This is a genomic window from Pseudomonas wadenswilerensis (assembly GCF_024749185.1).
GTDB classification, from domain to species: Bacteria; Pseudomonadota; Gammaproteobacteria; order Pseudomonadales; family Pseudomonadaceae; genus Aquipseudomonas; species Aquipseudomonas wadenswilerensis.
Map to the genome: position 1 here is coordinate 3,595,648 of NZ_CP087191.1, position 18,617 is coordinate 3,614,264.

Here is an 18,617-nt window from a genome sequence, read left to right on the forward strand (position 1 = left end):
GTTGACGTTATCGATGGCGCTGGTAGAAGAGAAAATAGCCCCGAGACCCGGTACTACGAATGGATATCGACGAAATTTTCAAGAATTTGTTTGGCCCCGGCTTTAGTAGCCTTGATGGATTTTGCCAGTTACTTAAGGTTGATCAAAACAAACTACTGAGCTTTCTTTACAAAAAGAAAGGCAGCCATTACGTAAGCTTTTCTATTTTAAAGAAAAACAAAACCCATCGCACCATCAAAGCCCCAAAACGGGTGATGAAAACAATTCAGCATGCACTATTGCCTCATCTGGAAAAATTTTATTCTCCAAAATCTTCCAGTCATGGCTTCGTCAAGGGCAGGAACGTTAAGACAAATGCTCAGATCCACGCCAGAAAGAGATATGTATTCAATATTGATCTGAAAGATTTTTTTGAAAGCATTCACTTCGGACGAGTCAGAAACCTATTCATGGCTCATCCATTTAATGCACCCCATAATGTTGCGACGGTCATGGCACAAATCTGTTGCAGCGATGGGAAATTAGCTCAGGGCGCCCCTACGTCACCGCTGATATCTAACATGATATGCCGCAAGCTTGACTCACAACTGCAGGCGTTAGCAAAGTCAGGCAAATGTCACTTCACCAGGTATGCTGACGACATCACATTTTCGTTTACCAGCACCGCAAAACATCTGCCTAAGGATATTGTCGAGATTTCCGAGGACGGCAGAGCAATACCTGGGCGCGAGCTGGAAGAAATCATCAAATCCAATGGATTCATCATAAATCCTGAAAAAACGCGTCTTCAGCACCGCACGCAGCGACAAATGGTAACCGGGCTTGTCGTTAACGATATTCCGAACGTCACGAGAGAGTTCATCCGTTTAACGAGCTCAATGATCAACGCCCTCAAGCGCTACGGGCCTGAGCTGGCAGAAGCCAGATATCTGGAGATCCTCAATGGCGAGAATAAGTCACTGCAGCCTCGACAAATTATGCGGACAAAGGACAATGTTGGCGATTTTTATATCAAGGTGGTCAAAGGACGACTGAACTACATCCAGATGGTTCGGGGACGAGGTGACAAGATATATCGTCGATTGGCGTACGAGTTTACAGTAGCAATAGGTAAGGAAAATACTGAGTTCAAAAAATCACCAGAAGAAATTTTAGGAAACTCAATTTTTGTCGTAAACAATATCATTGACGAAAGCCAAGGAACAGCCTTCCTTCTGGAGGGGGTCGGCATAGTGACCAACGAACACGTTGTGACCGGGATATCCAAAACCATCGCCCGCCACTCCATTTCATTCCACCGTGCCGGTGACCCGAAAGAATATTCCGCAGAGCTTATCCTTTCGGACAAGAAAGCAGACTTGGCTATTTTTCATCCCAATGAGGATTTTAAAAACATACCTGCCCTGCAAAAATGCGACAAGACTATTATTCGCCCCACCGATCCGGTTCTGTCTATCGGCTTTCCTAAACATCGAGACGGTACAGCACACTACATCGCGAAAGGTAATACTACCCAACGGCGTCGACAGGTTGACCTAGACCTTTGGCTGGTAGATTTCACGCTAATGGAGGGAAACAGTGGAGGTCCTATGTTTAACGACTCAATGGAAGTAATCGGCATCACAGCCAGAGGCGCTAAAAACAATATCGAAGCAGCGCTTTACGGTTTTATACCATTAGAGAGCTTGAACAACTTTACAAAAAGAGCCGACTTTTTGCTCCTAAAAAAGTTGTATGACTATATGGGCGACGGAACGCTAAACCTCTTACCGAAAATTCCCGGCAAAGGGATTTTTAGCAGCACCCATCAAACAAGGCTTCATAAGCAGGAGCATCCCTAGTGCTTTGGGGCGGGGCGGGTTTTGCTGAATTGGACCTCTGCCTCAGTCTATCCCGCCTGCTGCTTGGTTTCGCTCCGTTCACGGATGTCCGCATTTGGCCGAAAGCAGCCGGTTACGACTAGTCGCTAACGCCCCACAGCTGCCGGCGGCGAACTGCAGGAATTGTATTGGGTCAAATGCCCCCCATTCAGAATCCCCCTTGTATCCCCACCCCAACCCCGTTACCCTCCCCCAGTCGCTGCAAATTCAGCGACTCGGGCTTGGCGGTCCGAAACGAAGGCGCAAAGCGCCCCACAATCACCCTCGCAGGCGCTTTTTTTGTGCCCGCGATGATGCTTTATGGCGGGCTGCGCATGGACTTCTTCGGAAGTGCCGGGTTCCTTCGTACCGGTCCGCCAACCTTGCGTAGTCCGTCACCCTTCCCTGCTTGGCGGCAGTCGGTGGCGGATCCTTTCTACGAAGGAGCACCACCATGACCAAACCCGTTCCCGATCCACCTCTCACCACCCAAACCAGCACCACCTTCGGCTCCTGCAACGGCAGCCACGATCCGCTGTTCGCCGTCCGCGCCGGTGTCTCGTCCGAAGACGCCCTGATCCACACCTCCATCCTGCTCAAAAGCGCCTACCAGACTAACGCCCACGCGTGTGAATTGGTCGATGCCGAGGTGCGCGGATTGCTCTGGGCCACCGAGCAATCGCTGGAGATGAGCCTCGCCCTGGTCGAGGCGTTGCTGGATGAGGTTGAAGCGCGCTCGGTAACCGCAGCGTTGTTGCGGCGCTCGCTGCAAGCAGGGCAATCGGCGGTGGAGTGATCGCCAGCGGTTGTCCTGGGCCGCCGATGCGGCCCGCTCATCCAGTGCCGTAAGCCTCGGTACCCGCCTCGCCCCCCACTCTATTGATTCAGTGCCCTCTCCGAATGGCCGATAGCTACCGTGAGGGACAGCAACCGTCCAGAAGCGGCCTTCAGACGGTGGGAGCGGGCTTGTCCCGCGATAGGGTCATGGCAGCATGACAGACAATTTTCAGAGTCAGAATCGCGGGGCAAGCCCGCTCCCACCTGGACGCCATACACCGGCAGCAACCGGCCAGAAGCAGCCGGTGGTCGTTGCGTTTCGTTTGTCGTTGGCGTGTGGCTAAGCTTAATAAACCGGGGCGAATTGAAACTTGGCTGAAAGCGGCCATCAGTGGACCTGGAGATTAGCATCGAGGCGGCGCCCCAAAGGAGACGAACATGTATGCGGTTATCAGAACCTACCTAGGTGCTGGAGCGAAGCAGCTTTTCGAGCTTTTGGAAGAGCGCAAAGCCGACGTCGAAGCTACCCTGCGGACAGTGCCAGGGCTGGTCAGCTACACGCTTCTGAATACGGGTGATGGCGGTACGTCGGTGACTGTCTGCACGGACAAAGTCGGCAGCGATGCGAGCTTGAAAGTCGCACGTGACTGGATTCAGAAAAATGCGCTAAATATTCACGCGGAACCGCCGATCGTAACGGAAGGTCCGGTCATCGTGCAGATCAAATAGCGGGCCCTTGCGCTTGATCTCGCGACACTCTCGCTGTCGCAGGCTTGGTATGTCTGCTTCGTAGTGGCGTGATCGTCCGCAAACCATAAAATTGGGTTTAGCCTGTCTCAATAGGCTGCAATCGGCCAGAAGCGGCCTTCAGACGGTGGGAGCGGGCTTGTCTCGCGATAGGCTCATGGCAGCATGACAGTCAATTTTCAGAGTCAGAATCGCGGGGCAAGCCCGCTCCCACCTGGACGCCATACACCGGCAGCTTTGGGTCGAAAGCAGCCATCCGAATGCATCCGCTTTCGCCCAAGATCAGCTCCTGGTACTCACCTCCTCAACGCCGACGATTTGCCCCACAACGCACCGGCACAAGATCGATTGCAATCACAGGACAAGCCAGCCCCCACGGAAGCTTGATACACCCCCGCTTCAAGTTGATGGCCAACTCCATCGTAACCCTCCAAGTCCATATCCCTTGCTCTACCCACCCACCACGTTACTCTCCCACCATTGCTGCAAATTGTGCGCGGGGCGCCTTCGTCCGCGCCGGTGAGTGATCGCCTGCGATTGTCCTGGGCCGCCGATGCGGCCCGCTCATGCACCCACCCTGCATGAAGGATTACTCGCTCAAAGCGCCGCATAGACAAGCGATGACAGCAGGCCAGGACGGGGGTCAATCATCGTATGGCTGCCCGAGGTCGTGGTGACAAAACCAAAGCTCACGTGCCTTTCCGGATCGGCGAAACTTATCGGACCGCCAAGGCCGATATGCCCAAAGGTGTCTGGGCCCATTGCGTGGGAAGCCGTCGGGTCGACTTGCTGTTCCAGCATGCAGCCTAATCCATAACGCATTGGCCGCATCCATACCCGGTCCATGCCATGACTGTGCTCTCGAGTGAACTCACTGAGCAGTTCGCGACCGATAAAGTTTCCCGCCAGCAATGCACTATAGAAACCGGCCAGGCCGTGAGCCGTGCCATGTCCACACACAGCCGGTTGCCGATAGGCCCACCAGCGAGGGTCGCTGGTTCGTCTGGGCACCATTCCGGGGTTGGTGAAGGCGAATGTCGCGATATGCGCTGGCTCGCTTTTTAGCACTGTGCGCAGCGCTTGCGAGTAAGGATCACCGACTCGCCCGGTGGCACTGTCGAAACGCGCGATACGATGAAAGTGTTTTTCGTCCACACCGAGGTGAACGTCGAGGTCATGGGGGTCCAGAATCTTTTCGTGGATAAAGGCACAGGGGTCTCGTCCATCCACCCGACGAATCAACTCACCGAGAATCCAGCCAAAGGTAGTGGTGCCGTACCCCAGGTCTGTTCCCGGCTCCCACCAGAGCGGCTCGGCTTCCAGTACCCGCAGCATATGCTCCCAGTCATACATCATGGCGTTATGGTCGGGTGCTCGCAGCGCCGGCAGGCCCGCGGTGTGGTTCATCACCTGACGCAAGGTGACCTTGGCTTTGCCGTTCTGGGCGAACTCAGGCCAGTAACGGGCCACCGGCGCGTCCAGCTCCAGCTTGCCCTCCTCGACCAACATCAGAACGGCCACCGCGACATAGGGTTTTACAACGCAAAAAGTGTTGGCCAGCGTATCCCGCGTCCAAGGCCTGGTGCCCTCTTGATCCGCCATACCGGCCCACAGGTCGACAACCATCTCTCCGCCTACCTGCACGCAGAGCCCGGCGCCACGCTCCTGCGGATCGTCAAACATGTCCTCGAAGGCCTGCTTGACCGCTTCGAACGGCTTCGCACACATCCCTTGCGCTTTCATACCTAAGACTCCTCGTATTTGCAGTGCAGCCCTTGCTACTTGCCTAACTTGACCGTTAGCAAGTCTGCCAGGCGACAAGAAAGATCCCGCCGCCTGGCAGACCGGGCTCCACCTATCAACAGATCATGGTTATCGGGGAATTCACCCCCGCGAGCGAGTTTGAGAGTGCCCCATGGAAAAACGGTTCGCTCGTTTATAGGTACCGAAGTCATTGAACCTGACACCGGCCTCCGCCATGACCTTATGCGCATAAGGTGCGGTCATCTGACGAAGATAGAACGGGTCTCTCACAACGAAGTGGTGAATACTGTGAGTGCTACCGAAGTTGAAACAAAACAGCTGAAACGGCCACAACCACCAAGCGTTCATTACCTGGGTTTGCTGCAACGCATTACGCGGGGCAACATCGCCGTAATAGTGCATATTGGAACTTATAAAAAACAGGCAGAACTGCCGTATCATGTTTGGAGCGACAAGTATAACCACTGCGCTATTGACGACATCCATTAACGCCAATGTCGCAGCACTACTGTGGACCTCCGCCCCGATGATTGACCCAAAGCCCACATACAGATGGTAGCCGAGGAACACATACCAGCACCCCCAATACAAAAGCCCGAACGGTGTATTGAGCCGAATGATCTTGCCTAACAATCTTACCTTTTGCCGCCATCCCGGCGCAAAAACCGCGTTTAGAAAACCAAATACAAACCCATCCATCAGTTTCAACAACCGCAGTATTCCCCAGGGGTTGCCACTGGTCGTGATCCATGCCTCGACATCCGTATCAGTTCCGGACTCCTTATGGTGATGAAAATGCAGATTGCGCCTTAGCCAGGGGCTGGGCATTCCCGGCCGAGCCAGCCAGCAAAAAAACATCATGGCATTATGGGCCAGCGGCTGTTTTCTGAAATAAAGGCGATGAATCAAGTCATGTTCGATTTCATGAATGAACGATGTCAGCAGCGCATTGATCAAAATGCACATCCATGCGGGGATATAGCCCGTTAGGTAGAGCCCTCCGGTGACGACCATCCCTGCCAGGGAAAACACCATGACACTCGCACCCAGCGCATTCTGATGCTGCAAGATCGGATAGCGCTTGCGTAGGTAGTTTCCGTGCTCGGTAATGCTCCGGGTGACAGTAGCAATCTTTTCCTGATCGGTATTCGGGTGATCCGTTTCGATGGTTTTTTCCATGACCTTCATCACTGCATCCTCTGCGTGCGCCGGATAATTACCAGCCTCATCAAGCGGGTTAAATCAATTGCTTGAGCTATCAAACAGCAGGCATTCAAATTCACTGCATGAATGCATGCGCGTTATTCAATAAACACGAAATCGACTGCTTGCCGAAAAATTTGTTAGACTCATTCCAAGCTTCAAAATGATAAGACAAGCCAAATTCTTTGCAACTGTGTATTTTGGGTGGACTCAGTGTTACAGGCATGTGTAAGAATTTATTGATTTAGTTACAGTTTGTACAAGTCTGGAACGACGGTGTACAAGTATTGCCAAGGAGGCACCATGAGATTGCATCGCATCAAATATTTCCGGCTCTCTCTACAAGAACCCGAGGACAGCGTAGAGAAATCAACCCGCCATGATGTATTTGACGCCGTGTTTTTCGATGAAACTGCAGACGATGCCGCGAATCGCGCAGGCCTTGAAAAGCTAATTCGCTACATACAGTGCGGGGATACTGTGGTAATGGACAGCATGGCATCGCTCAGCTCCAGTACCGAGCAGCTGTGTACCCTCATTCGCCGGCTGATTGAAAAGCAGGTAACCCTGGAGTTCTTGAACGAAGACCTGATTTTCCGCCATGACTGTCTTGAAGTTGTGGAGCCCATCATTGCAGTAATGGAGGCGCTGGCAGAGTTCGAGCGCGCTGCAGCGAGGGAAAAACAGGCAACAGGCATTGCTGCCGCAAAGATCCGTGGGTTATACAAAGGTCGCAAGAAAAAACTGTCTGACAATCAGGTTGTAAGTTTAATTGACCGCGCCCGCGCTGGAGAAAGTAAATCTAAATTGGCGCGTGATTTTGATATCAGTCGGCAGACGCTTTATCGGTACTTGAGATCAACATAGGGGGCTCTTCAGGCACCTGCCTCGCCTCCCCCACTCCTTTGACCCAAATCAAGCCGCCAGGCCTGGTTCGCGAGACGATGGCGGCAAGCAAGGAATGGATCGAAACCGGCCAACGCCATCGATCCCTGTGCACAGCATTGCATAAGGAGCCCCACATGAGCCCGTTGAACCACGTACTGGTAGCCACCGACCTGTCCACTTCTGCCCGCAACGCGGCAGAGCGCGCTGCACTCTTGAGCAAGGCGCAACAGGCAGCGCTGGACCTGCTCTACGTTGCCAATCCAGCGCCCTACGAGCGCTTGAAGCAGGTGCTGGTGCCTGATGAAGACTTGTTGAATCGCGTGCTGGAGACCGCCGGAGAGAAAGTGCACGCACTGGCAGCCATGCTGTTCCAGCGCTATGACATCGCCCCTGGCGTACAGGTCGCGCCCGGCTCGGTGGTCAGCGAAATCACCCGTGTGGTACAGGACAAACGCAGCAACCTGCTGGTGTGTGGGGCGAAGGGCCAGAGTGTGGCGCGCCGTCTGCTGCTGGGCTCGACCGTACAACGAATGCTCAACCGCATGCTCTGCCCGATGCTGGTGGTCAAGCAGGCACCTCGCGACACCTACCGTACCGTGCTGGTTCCGGTGGATTTCTCGCCTTCATCGCTGCGCGCCATCGAGCTGGTAAAAGCGGTTGCCCCGCAGGCCGAGATCATCTTGCTGCATGTGTACGAAGCGCCCTTCGAAAGCAGCATGCGCTTCGCTCACATCGACCAGGACACCCTCACTCACTACCGCAATGTCATCCGCAAAGATGCCGTGCAACAGCTCGCGGCCCTGAGCGAAGCCGCCGGGGTGAGCGATGCGCGGCAAGTCGTGGTACACGGCGACCCCGCCTGGCGGATCGTCGAGAAGGAGCAGGAGCTGGACTGCGATCTGATCGTGATCGGCAAGCAGGGGGACAGCGCGCTGGAAGAGCTGTTGATCGGCAGCGTCACCAAGCATGTGCTCAACGAATCGCAGTGTGATGTGCTGGTGTCGCTGTAGGGTGCCTTAGTGGCGAGGACGCTGAACGAGTGTCCTCGCCCCACTGCTAATCCACAATGAACAACTTCGCCCCAGTGGTGGTGAATGAGCGATGCCCCTCGGCATTGCTACCCACCCGCTGGCCGCTGCCGCGGGAACTTCAAGGTACTGGCCAGGTCAATTGGGGCCCTGCATCGGAAGTACCGAGCAGCGCTGTGGTCTGTTTTACGGCAGTGCCGTCCGAGATCAGTCGAGTCCGCCCCCCTGATGCCAACCAAGAGTTTTCTGCCGGGTCTCATCCTGGTGTTCAGCGCCGTCGCGTCGCTTTGTTCGGTTGCTGCTGAGCGAAGTGCGGCAGCGCAAAGTAACAGCGCATCAACCGCCCTGATCGAAACCGCCTCGCGGCAGTATGAGAACGGCCAGCCGGACCAAGCCGCAGCCACGCTGGAGCGAGCCCTGCAAATCCAGCCGAACAATCCGGCGACGCTGCATTACCTCGGTGTGTTGCGTCTTCAGCAAGGGCAGTACCAGCAGGCTGAAACCTTGGCGGCGCGCTCGAACATGCGAGTTGGTCGCAACGTCGAGTTACGCAACCGCAACTTCCAATTGATCCAGGCGGCGCAGCAGGCCCGGTCTTCGGGCACCCTACCCAACGCCAAAGCGGACCTGGCCGCAGTACAGAAGAGGCAGGAAGTGGAGACTCAAGGGCACGACGCCGGCAACATCGCTCGTGCAAAGGCAGACCGGGTATCGGATTTACCGACGGTTGACAGGCCTCGGCCCAAAGGGAAACTGCAAACGGCTTCCGTCGAGCCAGAGTCTGGGTACGATGAGGTTGAAGTTCCCCGCGGCCATTTACCGCCTCCGGGTAAATGCCGAATCTGGTTTCCGGATCGCCCGCCAGGGCACCAGCCCGCACCCGGCAAATGCAAGAAGCTGCGATATCGGGTTCCGCCAGGGGCCTTCTTGGTGCACGGTTGAGCCCAAGGCAACGCCATCGGTCCCTGTGCGCAGCATTGCATTAGGCAACTTTACGGGGGGCGTCTGTGAAGATTGAAAAAATGAACCGGTATTGGCGGGACGCCAATCAGATCACAACGTTCGAAGCAGGCGATCCGGACGAAAACCCATGGGTTATGGGCCAGCCGAAAAGCGATCCTATTGAAGTGCAAGCCTACGACCCCACCTGGGCGGAGCTGTTTCAGGCATTGAGGGCAGACATCGCCACCGCGCTGGCGGGGAAAACGCTGGCCATCGAATATGTTCGCCACGTGCTTTTCCGCGATTGGCTCCGCACGCATCCGCAAGACCGGACGCTATACGCTGAAGCCAAGATTCAAGCGAAGGATGGGGCCGATACATTCCAGGCATACAACATGAGAAAGCAAACCGTAGTCAGGGAAATCTACACCAGAATATTCGAATCCCATGGCCTGTTGAAAACGCGAAGTCCAGGATGAATGACCTAATGTCCGCTTGTGGCCGGTAGCGGTCATTGTCAGCCGCCGCTATAACCCGCCAGCTGCCCTCCGTGAAGGGCAGCTATAGGTCGACCCCGGTCATACAGCGCCAAGGGCCGGCAGTGCCCAGAACAGGATACCTTCCTGGATTTCACAAGCCCGGTAGGTGCTGCAGGCAAGATGAGGGCTTAGTCCACCATCACTTCGTCCAGTGCCTGCTCGAGGGTGCTGACCGTGCGCTCGATATTGTGCAGCTTTTCGAGGCCGAACAGACCGATGCGGAAGGTCTGGAAGTCGGCCGGCTCGTCGCATTGCAACGGCACTCCGGCGGCGATCTGCAGGCCGTGGTCGGCAAATTTCTTGCCGCTCTTGATGTCGGCATCATCGGTGTAGCTCACCACTACGCCAGGGGCCTGAAAGCCGGCTGCGGCCACGCTTTTGATGCCTTTGCCGGTCAACATTGCGCGCACCCGATCGCCCAGCGCCTGTTGTTCGCCGCGGACCTTGTTGAAACCGTAGGCTTGCATCTCTTTCATCACGTCGTTAAAGCGCGCGAGGGAATCGCTGGGCATGGTCGCATGGTAGGCATGCCCGCCCTGTTCGTAGGCCTGCATGATCTGAAGCCACTTTTTCAGGTCGCAGGCAAAGCTGCTGCTATGCGTCTGCTCGATGCGCTCGAGGGCCAAGGCACTGAACATCACCAGGGCGCAGCAAGGGGAGGCGCTCCAGCCTTTCTGCGGCGCGCTGATCAGCAGATCGACTGCGCACTTGTGCATATCAACCCAAATCGTGCCTGAGGCGATGCAGTCCAGCACGAACAGGCCACCCACCGCATGTACGGCGTCGCCGACGGCCCGCAGGTAGTCGTCGGGCAGGATAATCCCTGATGAGGTTTCAACGTGGGGGGCGAAGACAATCTGCGGCCTCGAAGCCTGAATGGCTGCCAGCACTTCGTCCAGAGGGGGTGGTGCGTAGGCAGCCTGGCGGCCCGTGTCGACCGGTCGGGCTTTCAGCACCGTGGTGGCCGCCGGGATGTTGCCCATCTCAAGGATCTGGCTCCAGCGATAACTGAACCAGCCGTTGCGTATCACCAGGCATTGCTGGTCGGTGGCAAACTGTCGCGCTACCGCTTCCATGCCGAATGTGCCGCTGCCCGGCACTACCGCAACAGCCTGGGCGTTGTAGACCTGTTTCAGGGTGCTGGAAATGTTCTTCATCACGCCTTGAAATTGCTGCGACATGTGGTTGAGCGAGCGGTCGGTGTAGACCACCGAGTACTCGACCAGCCCCTCAGGATCAATACTGGGATATAGCTTTGACATGCGGTCACTCCTTTGGCAGAGATGTCAGTGGTATCGACCCTGCCCTAAGCGTTGGCAAATGACAAGATTGCTCGGGACTGATTGCGACTTCTGTCGAACGGCAGTTACCGACCCAGAGCTGCCGGTGTACGGCGTCCAGGTGGGAGCGGGCTTGCCCCGCGATTCTGACTCTGAAAATTGTCTGTCATGCTGACATGACCCTATCGCGGGACAAGCCCGCTCCCACCGTCTGAAGGCCGCTTAGCAGCTATCCCCCACCGCTCAAATCCGCGCCAACGCCTGAGCCAGATCACCCCGCAGGTCCTCGACATCCTCGACACCCACCGACAAACGCACCAACGCATCACCGATGCCCAGTTGCGCGCGGTTCTCTGCCGGGATGCTGGCGTGGGTCATGATCGCCGGGTGTTCGATCAGGCTTTCGACCCCGCCCAGGCTCTCGGCCAGGGCGAAGATCTGCACCGCTTCGAGGAAGCGTTTGGCGCCAGCCAGGTCGCTGTTCAGGTCAAGGGAAATCATCCCGCCGAAGCCGCGCATCTGCCGCCGCGCCAGTTCGTGCTGCGGGTGCGAGGCCAGGCCCGGATAGTAGACCCGCGCCACCTGCGGCTGACGCTCAAGCCATTGCGCCAGCTCCAGGGCATTGCTGCAGTGACGCTCCATGCGCAGGGCCAGGGTCTTCACCCCGCGCAGGGTGAGGAACGCGTCGAACGGCCCGGCGATAGCGCCCACCGAATTCTGCAAAAAGCCCAGGCGCTCGGCCAGTTCCGGGTTCTGCCCGACCACGGCGATGCCGCCGATCACGTCGGAGTGGCCGTTGAGGTATTTGGTGGTCGAGTGCAGGACGATATCGAAGCCCAGCTCCAGCGGGCGCTGGACCCACGGGCTGGCAAAGGTGTTGTCGGCCACGCAGAGGATGCCGCGCTCGCGACAGATGCGCGCGACCGCGGCGAGGTCGGTCAGGCGCAGCAAGGGGTTGCTCGGGGTCTCGACCCAGACCATCCGCGTGTCTGCCTGCAGCGCCGCTTCAAATGCCGCCAGGTCAGCCAGGTCGACGAAGCTGAAGCGATGCCCGGCGCTGCGCCGGCGCACCCGTTCGAACAGGCGGAAGGTGCCGCCATACAGGTCATTGCCCGAGACGATGTGCGCGCCGGCGTCGAGCAGCTCGAGCACGTTGGCGATCGCCGCCAGCCCGGAGGCGAAGGCGAAGGCCTGGGTGCCGCCCTCAAGGTCCGCCACGCAGCGCTCCAGGGCCCAGCGCGTGGGGTTGTGCGAGCGGCCGTAGTCGAGGCCCTTGTGCACCCCGGGGCTCTGCTGCAAATAGGTGGAGTTGGCGTAGATCGGCGGCATCAGTGCCCCGGTGGATGGGTCCGGCGCCTGTCCGGCATGGATCACCCGGGTGGCGAAGGCGCGTGGCGCGCCGCTTTCATCGTGCTGACTCATGGTAGGGACCTGCGTAAGTGATTGAGCAAATCGACGCGGGTAATCACGCCGTGAAACCCCGCAGCGTCTTCAATAATCGCCACCAGCCCACGGTCGAGCTCGGCCTGCAGTTCAGCCAGGCTGGCGCCGGGGGCCAGGGTTTCCAGCTTGAGCTTGTCGGTCATCGCGCTGGCCACGGTCATGTGAAAGTGCGAAGCGTCGTGGTGCACGCCGAGCAGAATGTCGGACTCATCGATCACCCCGACCAGATCCTGGCCATTGACCAGCACCGGCAGTTGCGATACATCGGCCAGGCGCATGCGCTGAAAGGCGGTAAGCAGCGTATCGTCGGGGCCGACGCTGATCACCCGGCCGTCCTCGAAGCGCCGCGCAATCAGGTCGCGCAAGTCGCCATAGCGCTTGCGCGCCAGCAGGCCCTGGTCGGTCATCCACTGGTCGTTGTAGACCTTCGACAGGTAGCGGGTGCCGGTGTCGCAGACAAAGCTGACCACCCGCTTCGGCTCGGTTTGTTCGCGGCAGTAGCGCAGCGCCGCCGCCAGTAATGTGCCGGTCGAAGAGCCGCCGAGAATGCCCTCGGCGCGCAGCAGTTGACGGGCATGATCGAAGCTCTCTTCGTCGCTGATGGAGTAGGCCTGGCGCACACTGGAAAGGTCGGCAATCGACGGAATGAAGTCTTCGCCGATGCCCTCCACCGCCCAGGAGCCGGGCGTGCCGAGGGTGCCGCTACGGCTGTATTCGGCGACCACCGAGCCAACCGGGTCGGCCAGCACCATCACCAAGTTGGGCTGCAGGCGGCGAAAGAAGCGGGTCAGCCCGGTCAGCGTGCCGGCCGAGCCGACGCCGACGACGATGGCATCGACATCATGCTGGGTCTGCGCCCAGATCTCCGGCGCGGTGCTGCATTCGTGGGCCAACGGGTTGGCCGGGTTGTTGAACTGATCGGCGAAGAAGGCGTCGGGAATCTCCTGCGCCAGCCGCGCGGCAACATCCTGGTAGTAGTCGGGATGGCCCTTGCCAACGTCAGAGCGGGTGATGTGCACTTCGGCGCCCATGGCCTTGAGGTGCAGGACCTTCTCGGTGGACATCTTGTCGGGCACCACCAGCACCACCCGGTAACCCTTGGCGCGGCCGACCAGGGCCAGGCCCAGGCCGGTGTTGCCGGCGGTGGCTTCGACGATGGTGCCGCCGGGGCGCAGGCGACCATCGCGCTCGGCGGCGTCGATCATCGCCAGGCCGATGCGATCCTTGATCGAACCGCCGGGGTTTTGCGATTCGAGCTTGAGGAACAGTGTGCACGGGCCGGTATCGAAGCGGCTGACACGCACCAGCGGCGTATTGCCGATCAGTTCGAGCACGGCCGGGCGGGAGTCGTTCGGCATGGGGTCACCTCGCTGCGCAGGTAAAGCCTCGCATGGACCATAGGCCCGGATTGCTCGACCCGCAACCGTGCGCAGCCAGCCGGTAGATTTAGCGAGCCAGCGCGTTGCTTGAAAGTCCGCCAGGCAGAAAACGCCCCATGGCAAATCCCTCAAAGCCACCGTTCGGTGGCAGAATCTCCAGAATTTGATCGTTGTGGAGACCACCATGCTTCGTGCGTTTGAACGAAGGCTCGACCCCTTTCCTCCTGACGAGGTACCCCCACCGCCCGAGGGCCTGGCTCGCTTCCTGTGGGCCTGCACACGGGGCGCGCGCGGCTATATTCTTGCGTTTGCACTGTTGAGTGCTGGCGTGTCGATCTACGAAGCCTGGCTGTTTGCTTTCCTCGGTCAGGTCGTGGATCTGCTCTCGACCTGGCAGGCAGGTGGTGATGCGGCGGCGCAGGAAAGCCGCGTGTTGTGGGGCATGGGCATCGTCATGCTGGCCAGCGTCGGGCTGGTGGCATTGCGGACCATGGTGCAGCACCAGATATTGGCGATAAACCTGCCGTTGCGACTGCGCTGGGACTTCCACCGCTTGATGCTACGGCAAAGCCTTTCGTTCTTTTCCGATGAGTTTTCCGGCCGGGTCACCACCAAGGTCATGCAGACGGCGCTGGCCGTGCGCGATCTGCTGTTCACCCTGATCGAGATCCTCCCCGGGATAGGCGTGTATTTCATTGCGATTATCACCCTGGCGGGCGGTTTCGCGCTGAAACTGATGCTGCCTTTCGTTGCCTGGGTCGTGTTGTTCGGCCTGGCCATGCTGTACTTCGTGCCCCGCCTGGGCAAAGTCGGCCAGGAACAGGCCAATGCGCGGTCGATGATGACCGGGCGTATCTCGGACGCCTACACCAACATCACCACGGTGAAGCTGTTCTCCCACTCCAATCGTGAAGCGCACTTCGCCCGTGCAGCGATGGAGGACTTCAAGCAAACCGGCTTTCGCCAGATGCGCCTGGTCAGCCAGTTCGAGATCGTCAACCAGGCCCTGGTGGTGGCGTTGATCATGGCAGCTGGCGGTTATGCCCTGTGGCTGTGGCACCAGGGTGAGGTCGGCGCCGGTGCCGTGGCGGCCATCACCGCCATGGCGTTGCGTATCAATGGCATGTCGCACTGGATCATGTGGCAAATGACTTCGCTGTTCGAGAGCATCGGCACCGTGCAGGATGGCATGGCCACCCTCACCCGCGGCCCCAAGGTGAAGGATGCGCCGGATGCCGGTGTGCTGGTGACCTCCGGCGGCGCGGTCACCTTCGACAATGTGAGCTTCAACTACAATGGCGAACGCCAGGTGCTCGATGGCCTGAGCCTGAATATTCGCCCGGGTGAAAAAATCGGCCTGGTAGGCCGCTCCGGCGCGGGCAAATCCACGCTCATCAACTTGCTGCTGCGCTTTTATGATGTCGACAGCGGGCAGATTCGCATTGACGGGCAAGACATTGCACAGGTGACGCAAGACAGCCTGCGCAGCGCCATCGGCATGGTCACCCAGGATACTTCACTGCTGCACCGCTCCATTCGCGACAACATCGCCTACGGCCGACCCGATGCGAGCGACGCCCAGGTCCGCAGTGCCGCGGCCAGTGCCCAGGCCGATGAGTTCATCAGCCAACTGAGCGACCGGCAAGGCCATAGCGGCTACGACACCCTGGTGGGCGAGCGTGGCATCAAGCTTTCCGGCGGCCAGCGCCAGCGCGTCGCGATTGCCCGCGTGATGCTCAAGAACGCCCCGATCCTGCTCCTTGACGAGGCTACCAGCGCGCTGGACTCCGAAGTCGAAGTGGCCATTCAGGAAAGCCTCGATGAGATGATGGAGGGCAAAACCGTGATTGCCATCGCCCATCGGCTGTCGACGATTGCGGCAATGGACCGGCTTATTGTCATGGATGACGGCCGCATCATCGAACAAGGTACCCACGCAGAACTGCTCGCCAAAAACGGCATCTATGCGCAGCTGTGGCACCACCAGAGTGGCGGTTTTCTGGGTGAGGATCGGGGGGTGACCGAGGTTATGGATCAAGTGTGAGCGTGGACGGCATCCAACGGCATTCTGTACTCGATAACACCAGGCTTTTCGGCTATCCAGTTATATAGCCTTTGCGCGGTGTGGTTAGTCTCCTGGGTGTGCCAGTAAAGCCGGTCGCAGTTTTTCTCGCGGGCTTGCCCTTGCACGTATTCGATCAGTTGTTTGCCGATCATCTGGCCGCGTACGCTTGGGCAAACGTACAAGTCCTCCAGGTAGCAGAAGTCATTGCGGCCCCAGGTGGAGCGGTGAAAGACGAAGTGGACGAAACCGTAGATCTGCTCCCCAATCGAGGCGACCGCACAGTGCACAGGCTCGCTGCTGTCGAAGAAGCGGGCCCAGGTTAACTGGGTGGTCTGCATGCCCACATCGACCTTGTAGAACTCTTGGTACTTGGCCCAGAACTCGCACCACTTGGCGAAGTCCTTCTGCGCTACTGGGCGAACCGATAAAACCTGTTGTAGTGCTGTCATGATCAATCCTTAATGACTGTAGAAACGGCAACGTGAACCTGTCGAAAGCGCACGGTACGGCGCCGCCCCAAGTGGTATCAGCTCACTTGGTGATTGATTTATATCGCGCCAATGGTCTGGGTTGCCCATCCAGTTTTTGAAAATAAGCCAGACCACTTGCCTATCTCCACAGACAGCGGTGTTCGCACGCGCAGCCACTTCGGTGATTGAAGCCAACGGCCAGGCAACTGGACGCCACGATGGGCATCAAGTTATTTTGCCCATGCTACCCCAGCCGGAAAAGGCGAAGTGAACAATATATTTGGCTCCAACGGGCATGACGTGGATGGTTCTCATGTTGATATTTCAACTATTTCGATTGGACAACCGCTGCGTTTTTTACCGCCAGGGGTATTTACATCGCTGCCCCTTCAACACATAAGAGCGGCGGAACACCTCAGCATTATTAGAAAACCGAAGAAGCACTAGAGCAGTGCGGCTTCGCGATTCACCACAACCAAACAGAGAGCATGCAAATTCATTGTAACTTTAAAGGGTAGGCTGGGGCATTCGGCTCTTGCGCAAAATCATCAACCACCCTCTGTGATTGAGACAAGCTTAAAATCGTACCACCCTCCTCTTTTTAGAACCCCAGAATCTTCGCCTGCCATCTCCGGAGCTCCGGCAGGAGCTAATACGCCAAAGCTGATCATGTTGTGTGCACGTGATTAATTTTTGCAAAAATCTAGACATCTGGAACACGCAGAACATTGTAAACATTTGTTATCGTTTGTTGTACTTTGTTGCTGTATTATTTACAAGAATACCAGCAAAATTTATACTTTCTTATCGCTAATCTCCTTACCAAAAGGATGCACCCATGCTGCCACCTCATAAATTGCTCAAAGGTTCATTTGAGCCAGCTGGACAGCCTTTTGTGACGCCCGTCTCAGATCCTGTCAAGCGCGTCATCGTAATTGGAGCTGGGTATTCGGGTATTGCAGCAGCCAATGCCCTCAGAACATATGGAATCGAAGTAGTTGTCCTGGAGGGCCAGGCAAATATTGGTGGGCGCACTCAAACTGTGTCTTTAGCGGGTGCACATGCAGAAGCCGGTGGTGGGTGGATTCATGCGCCGATCGGCAATCCTTTATCCGAGCTGGCAGACTTTCTTTCTCTAGCACGCCAAGCTTTCCCACTGAGTGGGGTTTTTTCTAACCTAAAACTAGTTAGCCATATGGACAGAGCGCTTGATAAGTTTGAGCGCGACCGGATAATGGCGCTAGTAGATGTCATTGAGGAAGAACTGATAGAGTCTGCATCTCTATACGCACCGTCGCAAACCATTGCTGAACTGATTGATTCGAGACTGCAGGAGATCCCCGACAAAGACCTACGCGAATGGGTTAATTTCGTTCTAACTACGGGCTTTGAGGCTGATCTGGCATGCTCTGCAAGTGATATTTCCGTGATCAACTATACGGGCGATGCAGGTTATCAGGGGGGAGACGACTGTATCATTGACGGCTATAGCGCGATGCTCAATCTATTGGCAAAAGGCGGCCAAATTCACTGTAATTCAGTGGTCAGCGAGATTGTGCAAACACCGACGGAAATTACGGTACGCTGTACCAATGGTCATATCGAACACGGCTCCCACGTTCTTCTCAGCGTTCCGCTGGGGGTTTTGAAGGCGGGCTCAATAACGTTTTCCCCAGCACTATCAACGCAGAAGCGTTTTGCCATTGAGCGACTAGGCTTTGGTGCGTTCGAAAAGCTAATCTTTCAGTTTGAAAATGCTTTCTGGCGAACTGTGGACAATGACGTTAGCGGGATATTGATCAAGGGCCATCCCGTTTTTCCGTATTGGCTCGATGTGTCTGCCAGTTCCGGTCGCCCCACGTTAGCTGCGCACGTATCTGGTCCACAAGCATTGGCGCTTGCTAAGCTGGATGATGATGTCGCATTCGATATGGCGATGTCGGCGCTTTCAAGTGCGTGTGGCGGTGTCCCCACAGTACCAGTGGAATGGCATCGAACTAACTGGGTGACTGATCCTTTTAGTCGTGGTGCTTACACACACCTCCCTCCCTCGATTTCCCTGCAGGAAATACACAACCTCAGCCAACCTGAAGGACGTTTACTTTTTGCTGGTGAAGCAACCTCTACGGAGCGCTTTGGCTATGTTGATGGAGCTTACGTCTCTGGACTTCGGGAAGCGCGAAGATTGACCGGTGGTCGACCCGTGAAAATCTCGATCAGTGCGTGACAAGCC

Annotated in this window: 15 protein-coding genes and 1 pseudogene; 9 read left to right on the forward strand and 7 right to left on the reverse strand. The window is 57.1% G+C overall.

Annotation, left to right across the window (positions count from 1 at the left end; translation table 11 throughout):
• Positions 1-59: 59 nt before the first annotated feature.
• The 3 genes from LOY45_RS16480 to LOY45_RS16490 all read left to right on the forward strand — a co-directional run bounded on the left by LOY45_RS16480 (position 60) and on the right by LOY45_RS16490 (position 3,365).
• Complete coding sequence (locus LOY45_RS16480; RefSeq protein ID WP_258578027.1) at positions 60-1,841, forward strand: reverse transcriptase domain-containing protein; 1,782 nt, start codon at positions 60-62, stop codon at positions 1,839-1,841.
• A gap of 472 nt (positions 1,842-2,313) precedes the next feature.
• A complete protein-coding gene (locus LOY45_RS16485; protein ID WP_258578028.1) occupies positions 2,314-2,655 on the forward strand; it encodes a DUF3077 domain-containing protein in 342 nt (113 codons plus the stop codon).
• Positions 2,656-3,074: 419 nt separating this feature from the next.
• Positions 3,075-3,365, forward strand: a complete 291-nt coding sequence (locus LOY45_RS16490) for a hypothetical protein (RefSeq protein ID WP_233673733.1) — start codon at positions 3,075-3,077, stop codon at positions 3,363-3,365.
• Between the two features lie 615 nt (positions 3,366-3,980).
• On the opposite strand, the gene LOY45_RS16495 is transcribed toward LOY45_RS16490, so the two are convergent.
• Together LOY45_RS16495 and LOY45_RS16500 are read right to left on the reverse strand one after the other, a co-directional pair.
• Positions 3,981-5,126, reverse strand: coding sequence for a serine hydrolase domain-containing protein (locus tag LOY45_RS16495; protein ID WP_134062893.1), 1,146 nt, complete (start codon positions 5,124-5,126; stop codon positions 3,981-3,983).
• Between the two features lie 141 nt (positions 5,127-5,267).
• Positions 5,268-6,335: a fatty acid desaturase gene (locus LOY45_RS16500; RefSeq protein WP_258578029.1), complete on the reverse strand. Its 1,068-nt coding sequence runs from the start codon at positions 6,333-6,335 to the stop codon at positions 5,268-5,270.
• 318 nt (positions 6,336-6,653) lie between these two features.
• On the opposite strand from LOY45_RS16500, the gene LOY45_RS16505 reads away from it, so the two are divergent.
• Both LOY45_RS16505 and LOY45_RS16510 read left to right on the forward strand, forming a co-directional pair.
• Positions 6,654-7,217 (forward strand): recombinase family protein, encoded by a 564-nt coding sequence (locus LOY45_RS16505; protein WP_233673736.1) that lies wholly within the window; start codon positions 6,654-6,656, stop codon positions 7,215-7,217.
• 155 nt (positions 7,218-7,372) lie between these two features.
• On the forward strand, positions 7,373-8,248 hold the full coding sequence (locus LOY45_RS16510; protein ID WP_134062897.1) for a universal stress protein: 876 nt from the start codon (positions 7,373-7,375) through the stop codon (positions 8,246-8,248).
• A gap of 46 nt (positions 8,249-8,294) precedes the next feature.
• On the opposite strand, the pseudogene LOY45_RS27105 reads toward LOY45_RS16510, so the two are convergent.
• Positions 8,295-8,363: pseudogene (locus tag LOY45_RS27105) on the reverse strand (DHCW motif cupin fold protein); the annotation flags it as partial.
• A 131-nt stretch (positions 8,364-8,494) separates the two neighbouring features.
• On the opposite strand from LOY45_RS27105, the gene LOY45_RS16515 reads away from it, so the two are divergent.
• Together LOY45_RS16515 and LOY45_RS16520 are read left to right on the forward strand one after the other, a co-directional pair.
• Positions 8,495-9,208, forward strand: coding sequence for a tetratricopeptide repeat protein (locus tag LOY45_RS16515; RefSeq protein WP_258578030.1), 714 nt, complete (start codon positions 8,495-8,497; stop codon positions 9,206-9,208).
• A gap of 65 nt (positions 9,209-9,273) precedes the next feature.
• Positions 9,274-9,687 (forward strand): GrpB family protein, encoded by a 414-nt coding sequence (locus LOY45_RS16520; protein ID WP_208644386.1) that lies wholly within the window; start codon positions 9,274-9,276, stop codon positions 9,685-9,687.
• A gap of 188 nt (positions 9,688-9,875) precedes the next feature.
• On the opposite strand, the gene LOY45_RS16525 is transcribed toward LOY45_RS16520, so the two are convergent.
• From LOY45_RS16525 to LOY45_RS16535, 3 genes are all read right to left on the reverse strand, one after another.
• Positions 9,876-11,009 carry an aminotransferase class V-fold PLP-dependent enzyme gene (locus LOY45_RS16525; protein WP_258578031.1) on the reverse strand — a complete coding sequence of 378 codons (1,134 nt, stop codon included), beginning with the start codon at positions 11,007-11,009 and terminating at the stop codon, positions 9,876-9,878.
• 261 nt (positions 11,010-11,270) lie between these two features.
• Positions 11,271-12,449 carry a trans-sulfuration enzyme family protein gene (locus LOY45_RS16530; protein ID WP_115087571.1) on the reverse strand — a complete coding sequence of 393 codons (1,179 nt, stop codon included), beginning with the start codon at positions 12,447-12,449 and terminating at the stop codon, positions 11,271-11,273.
• Positions 12,446-13,828, reverse strand: a complete 1,383-nt coding sequence (locus LOY45_RS16535) for a cystathionine beta-synthase (protein ID WP_258578032.1) — start codon at positions 13,826-13,828, stop codon at positions 12,446-12,448. The genes LOY45_RS16530 and LOY45_RS16535 overlap by 4 nt, the downstream gene beginning before the upstream one ends.
• A 205-nt stretch (positions 13,829-14,033) precedes the next feature.
• Here LOY45_RS16535 and LOY45_RS16540 point away from each other — a divergent pair, with 205 nt between their 5' ends.
• Positions 14,034-15,893 carry an ABC transporter ATP-binding protein gene (locus LOY45_RS16540; protein ID WP_258578033.1) on the forward strand — a complete coding sequence of 620 codons (1,860 nt, stop codon included), beginning with the start codon at positions 14,034-14,036 and terminating at the stop codon, positions 15,891-15,893.
• Here LOY45_RS16540 and LOY45_RS16545 read toward each other — a convergent pair.
• Positions 15,884-16,363 carry a GNAT family N-acetyltransferase gene (locus LOY45_RS16545; protein ID WP_258578034.1) on the reverse strand — a complete coding sequence of 160 codons (480 nt, stop codon included), beginning with the start codon at positions 16,361-16,363 and terminating at the stop codon, positions 15,884-15,886. The two genes, LOY45_RS16540 and LOY45_RS16545, sit on opposite strands and share 10 nt — an antisense overlap.
• An 859-nt stretch (positions 16,364-17,222) precedes the next feature.
• On the opposite strand from LOY45_RS16545, the gene LOY45_RS16550 reads away from it, so the two are divergent.
• Complete coding sequence (locus LOY45_RS16550) at positions 17,223-18,611, forward strand: flavin monoamine oxidase family protein (RefSeq protein WP_258578035.1); 1,389 nt, start codon at positions 17,223-17,225, stop codon at positions 18,609-18,611.
• Positions 18,612-18,617: the final 6 nt, after the last annotated feature.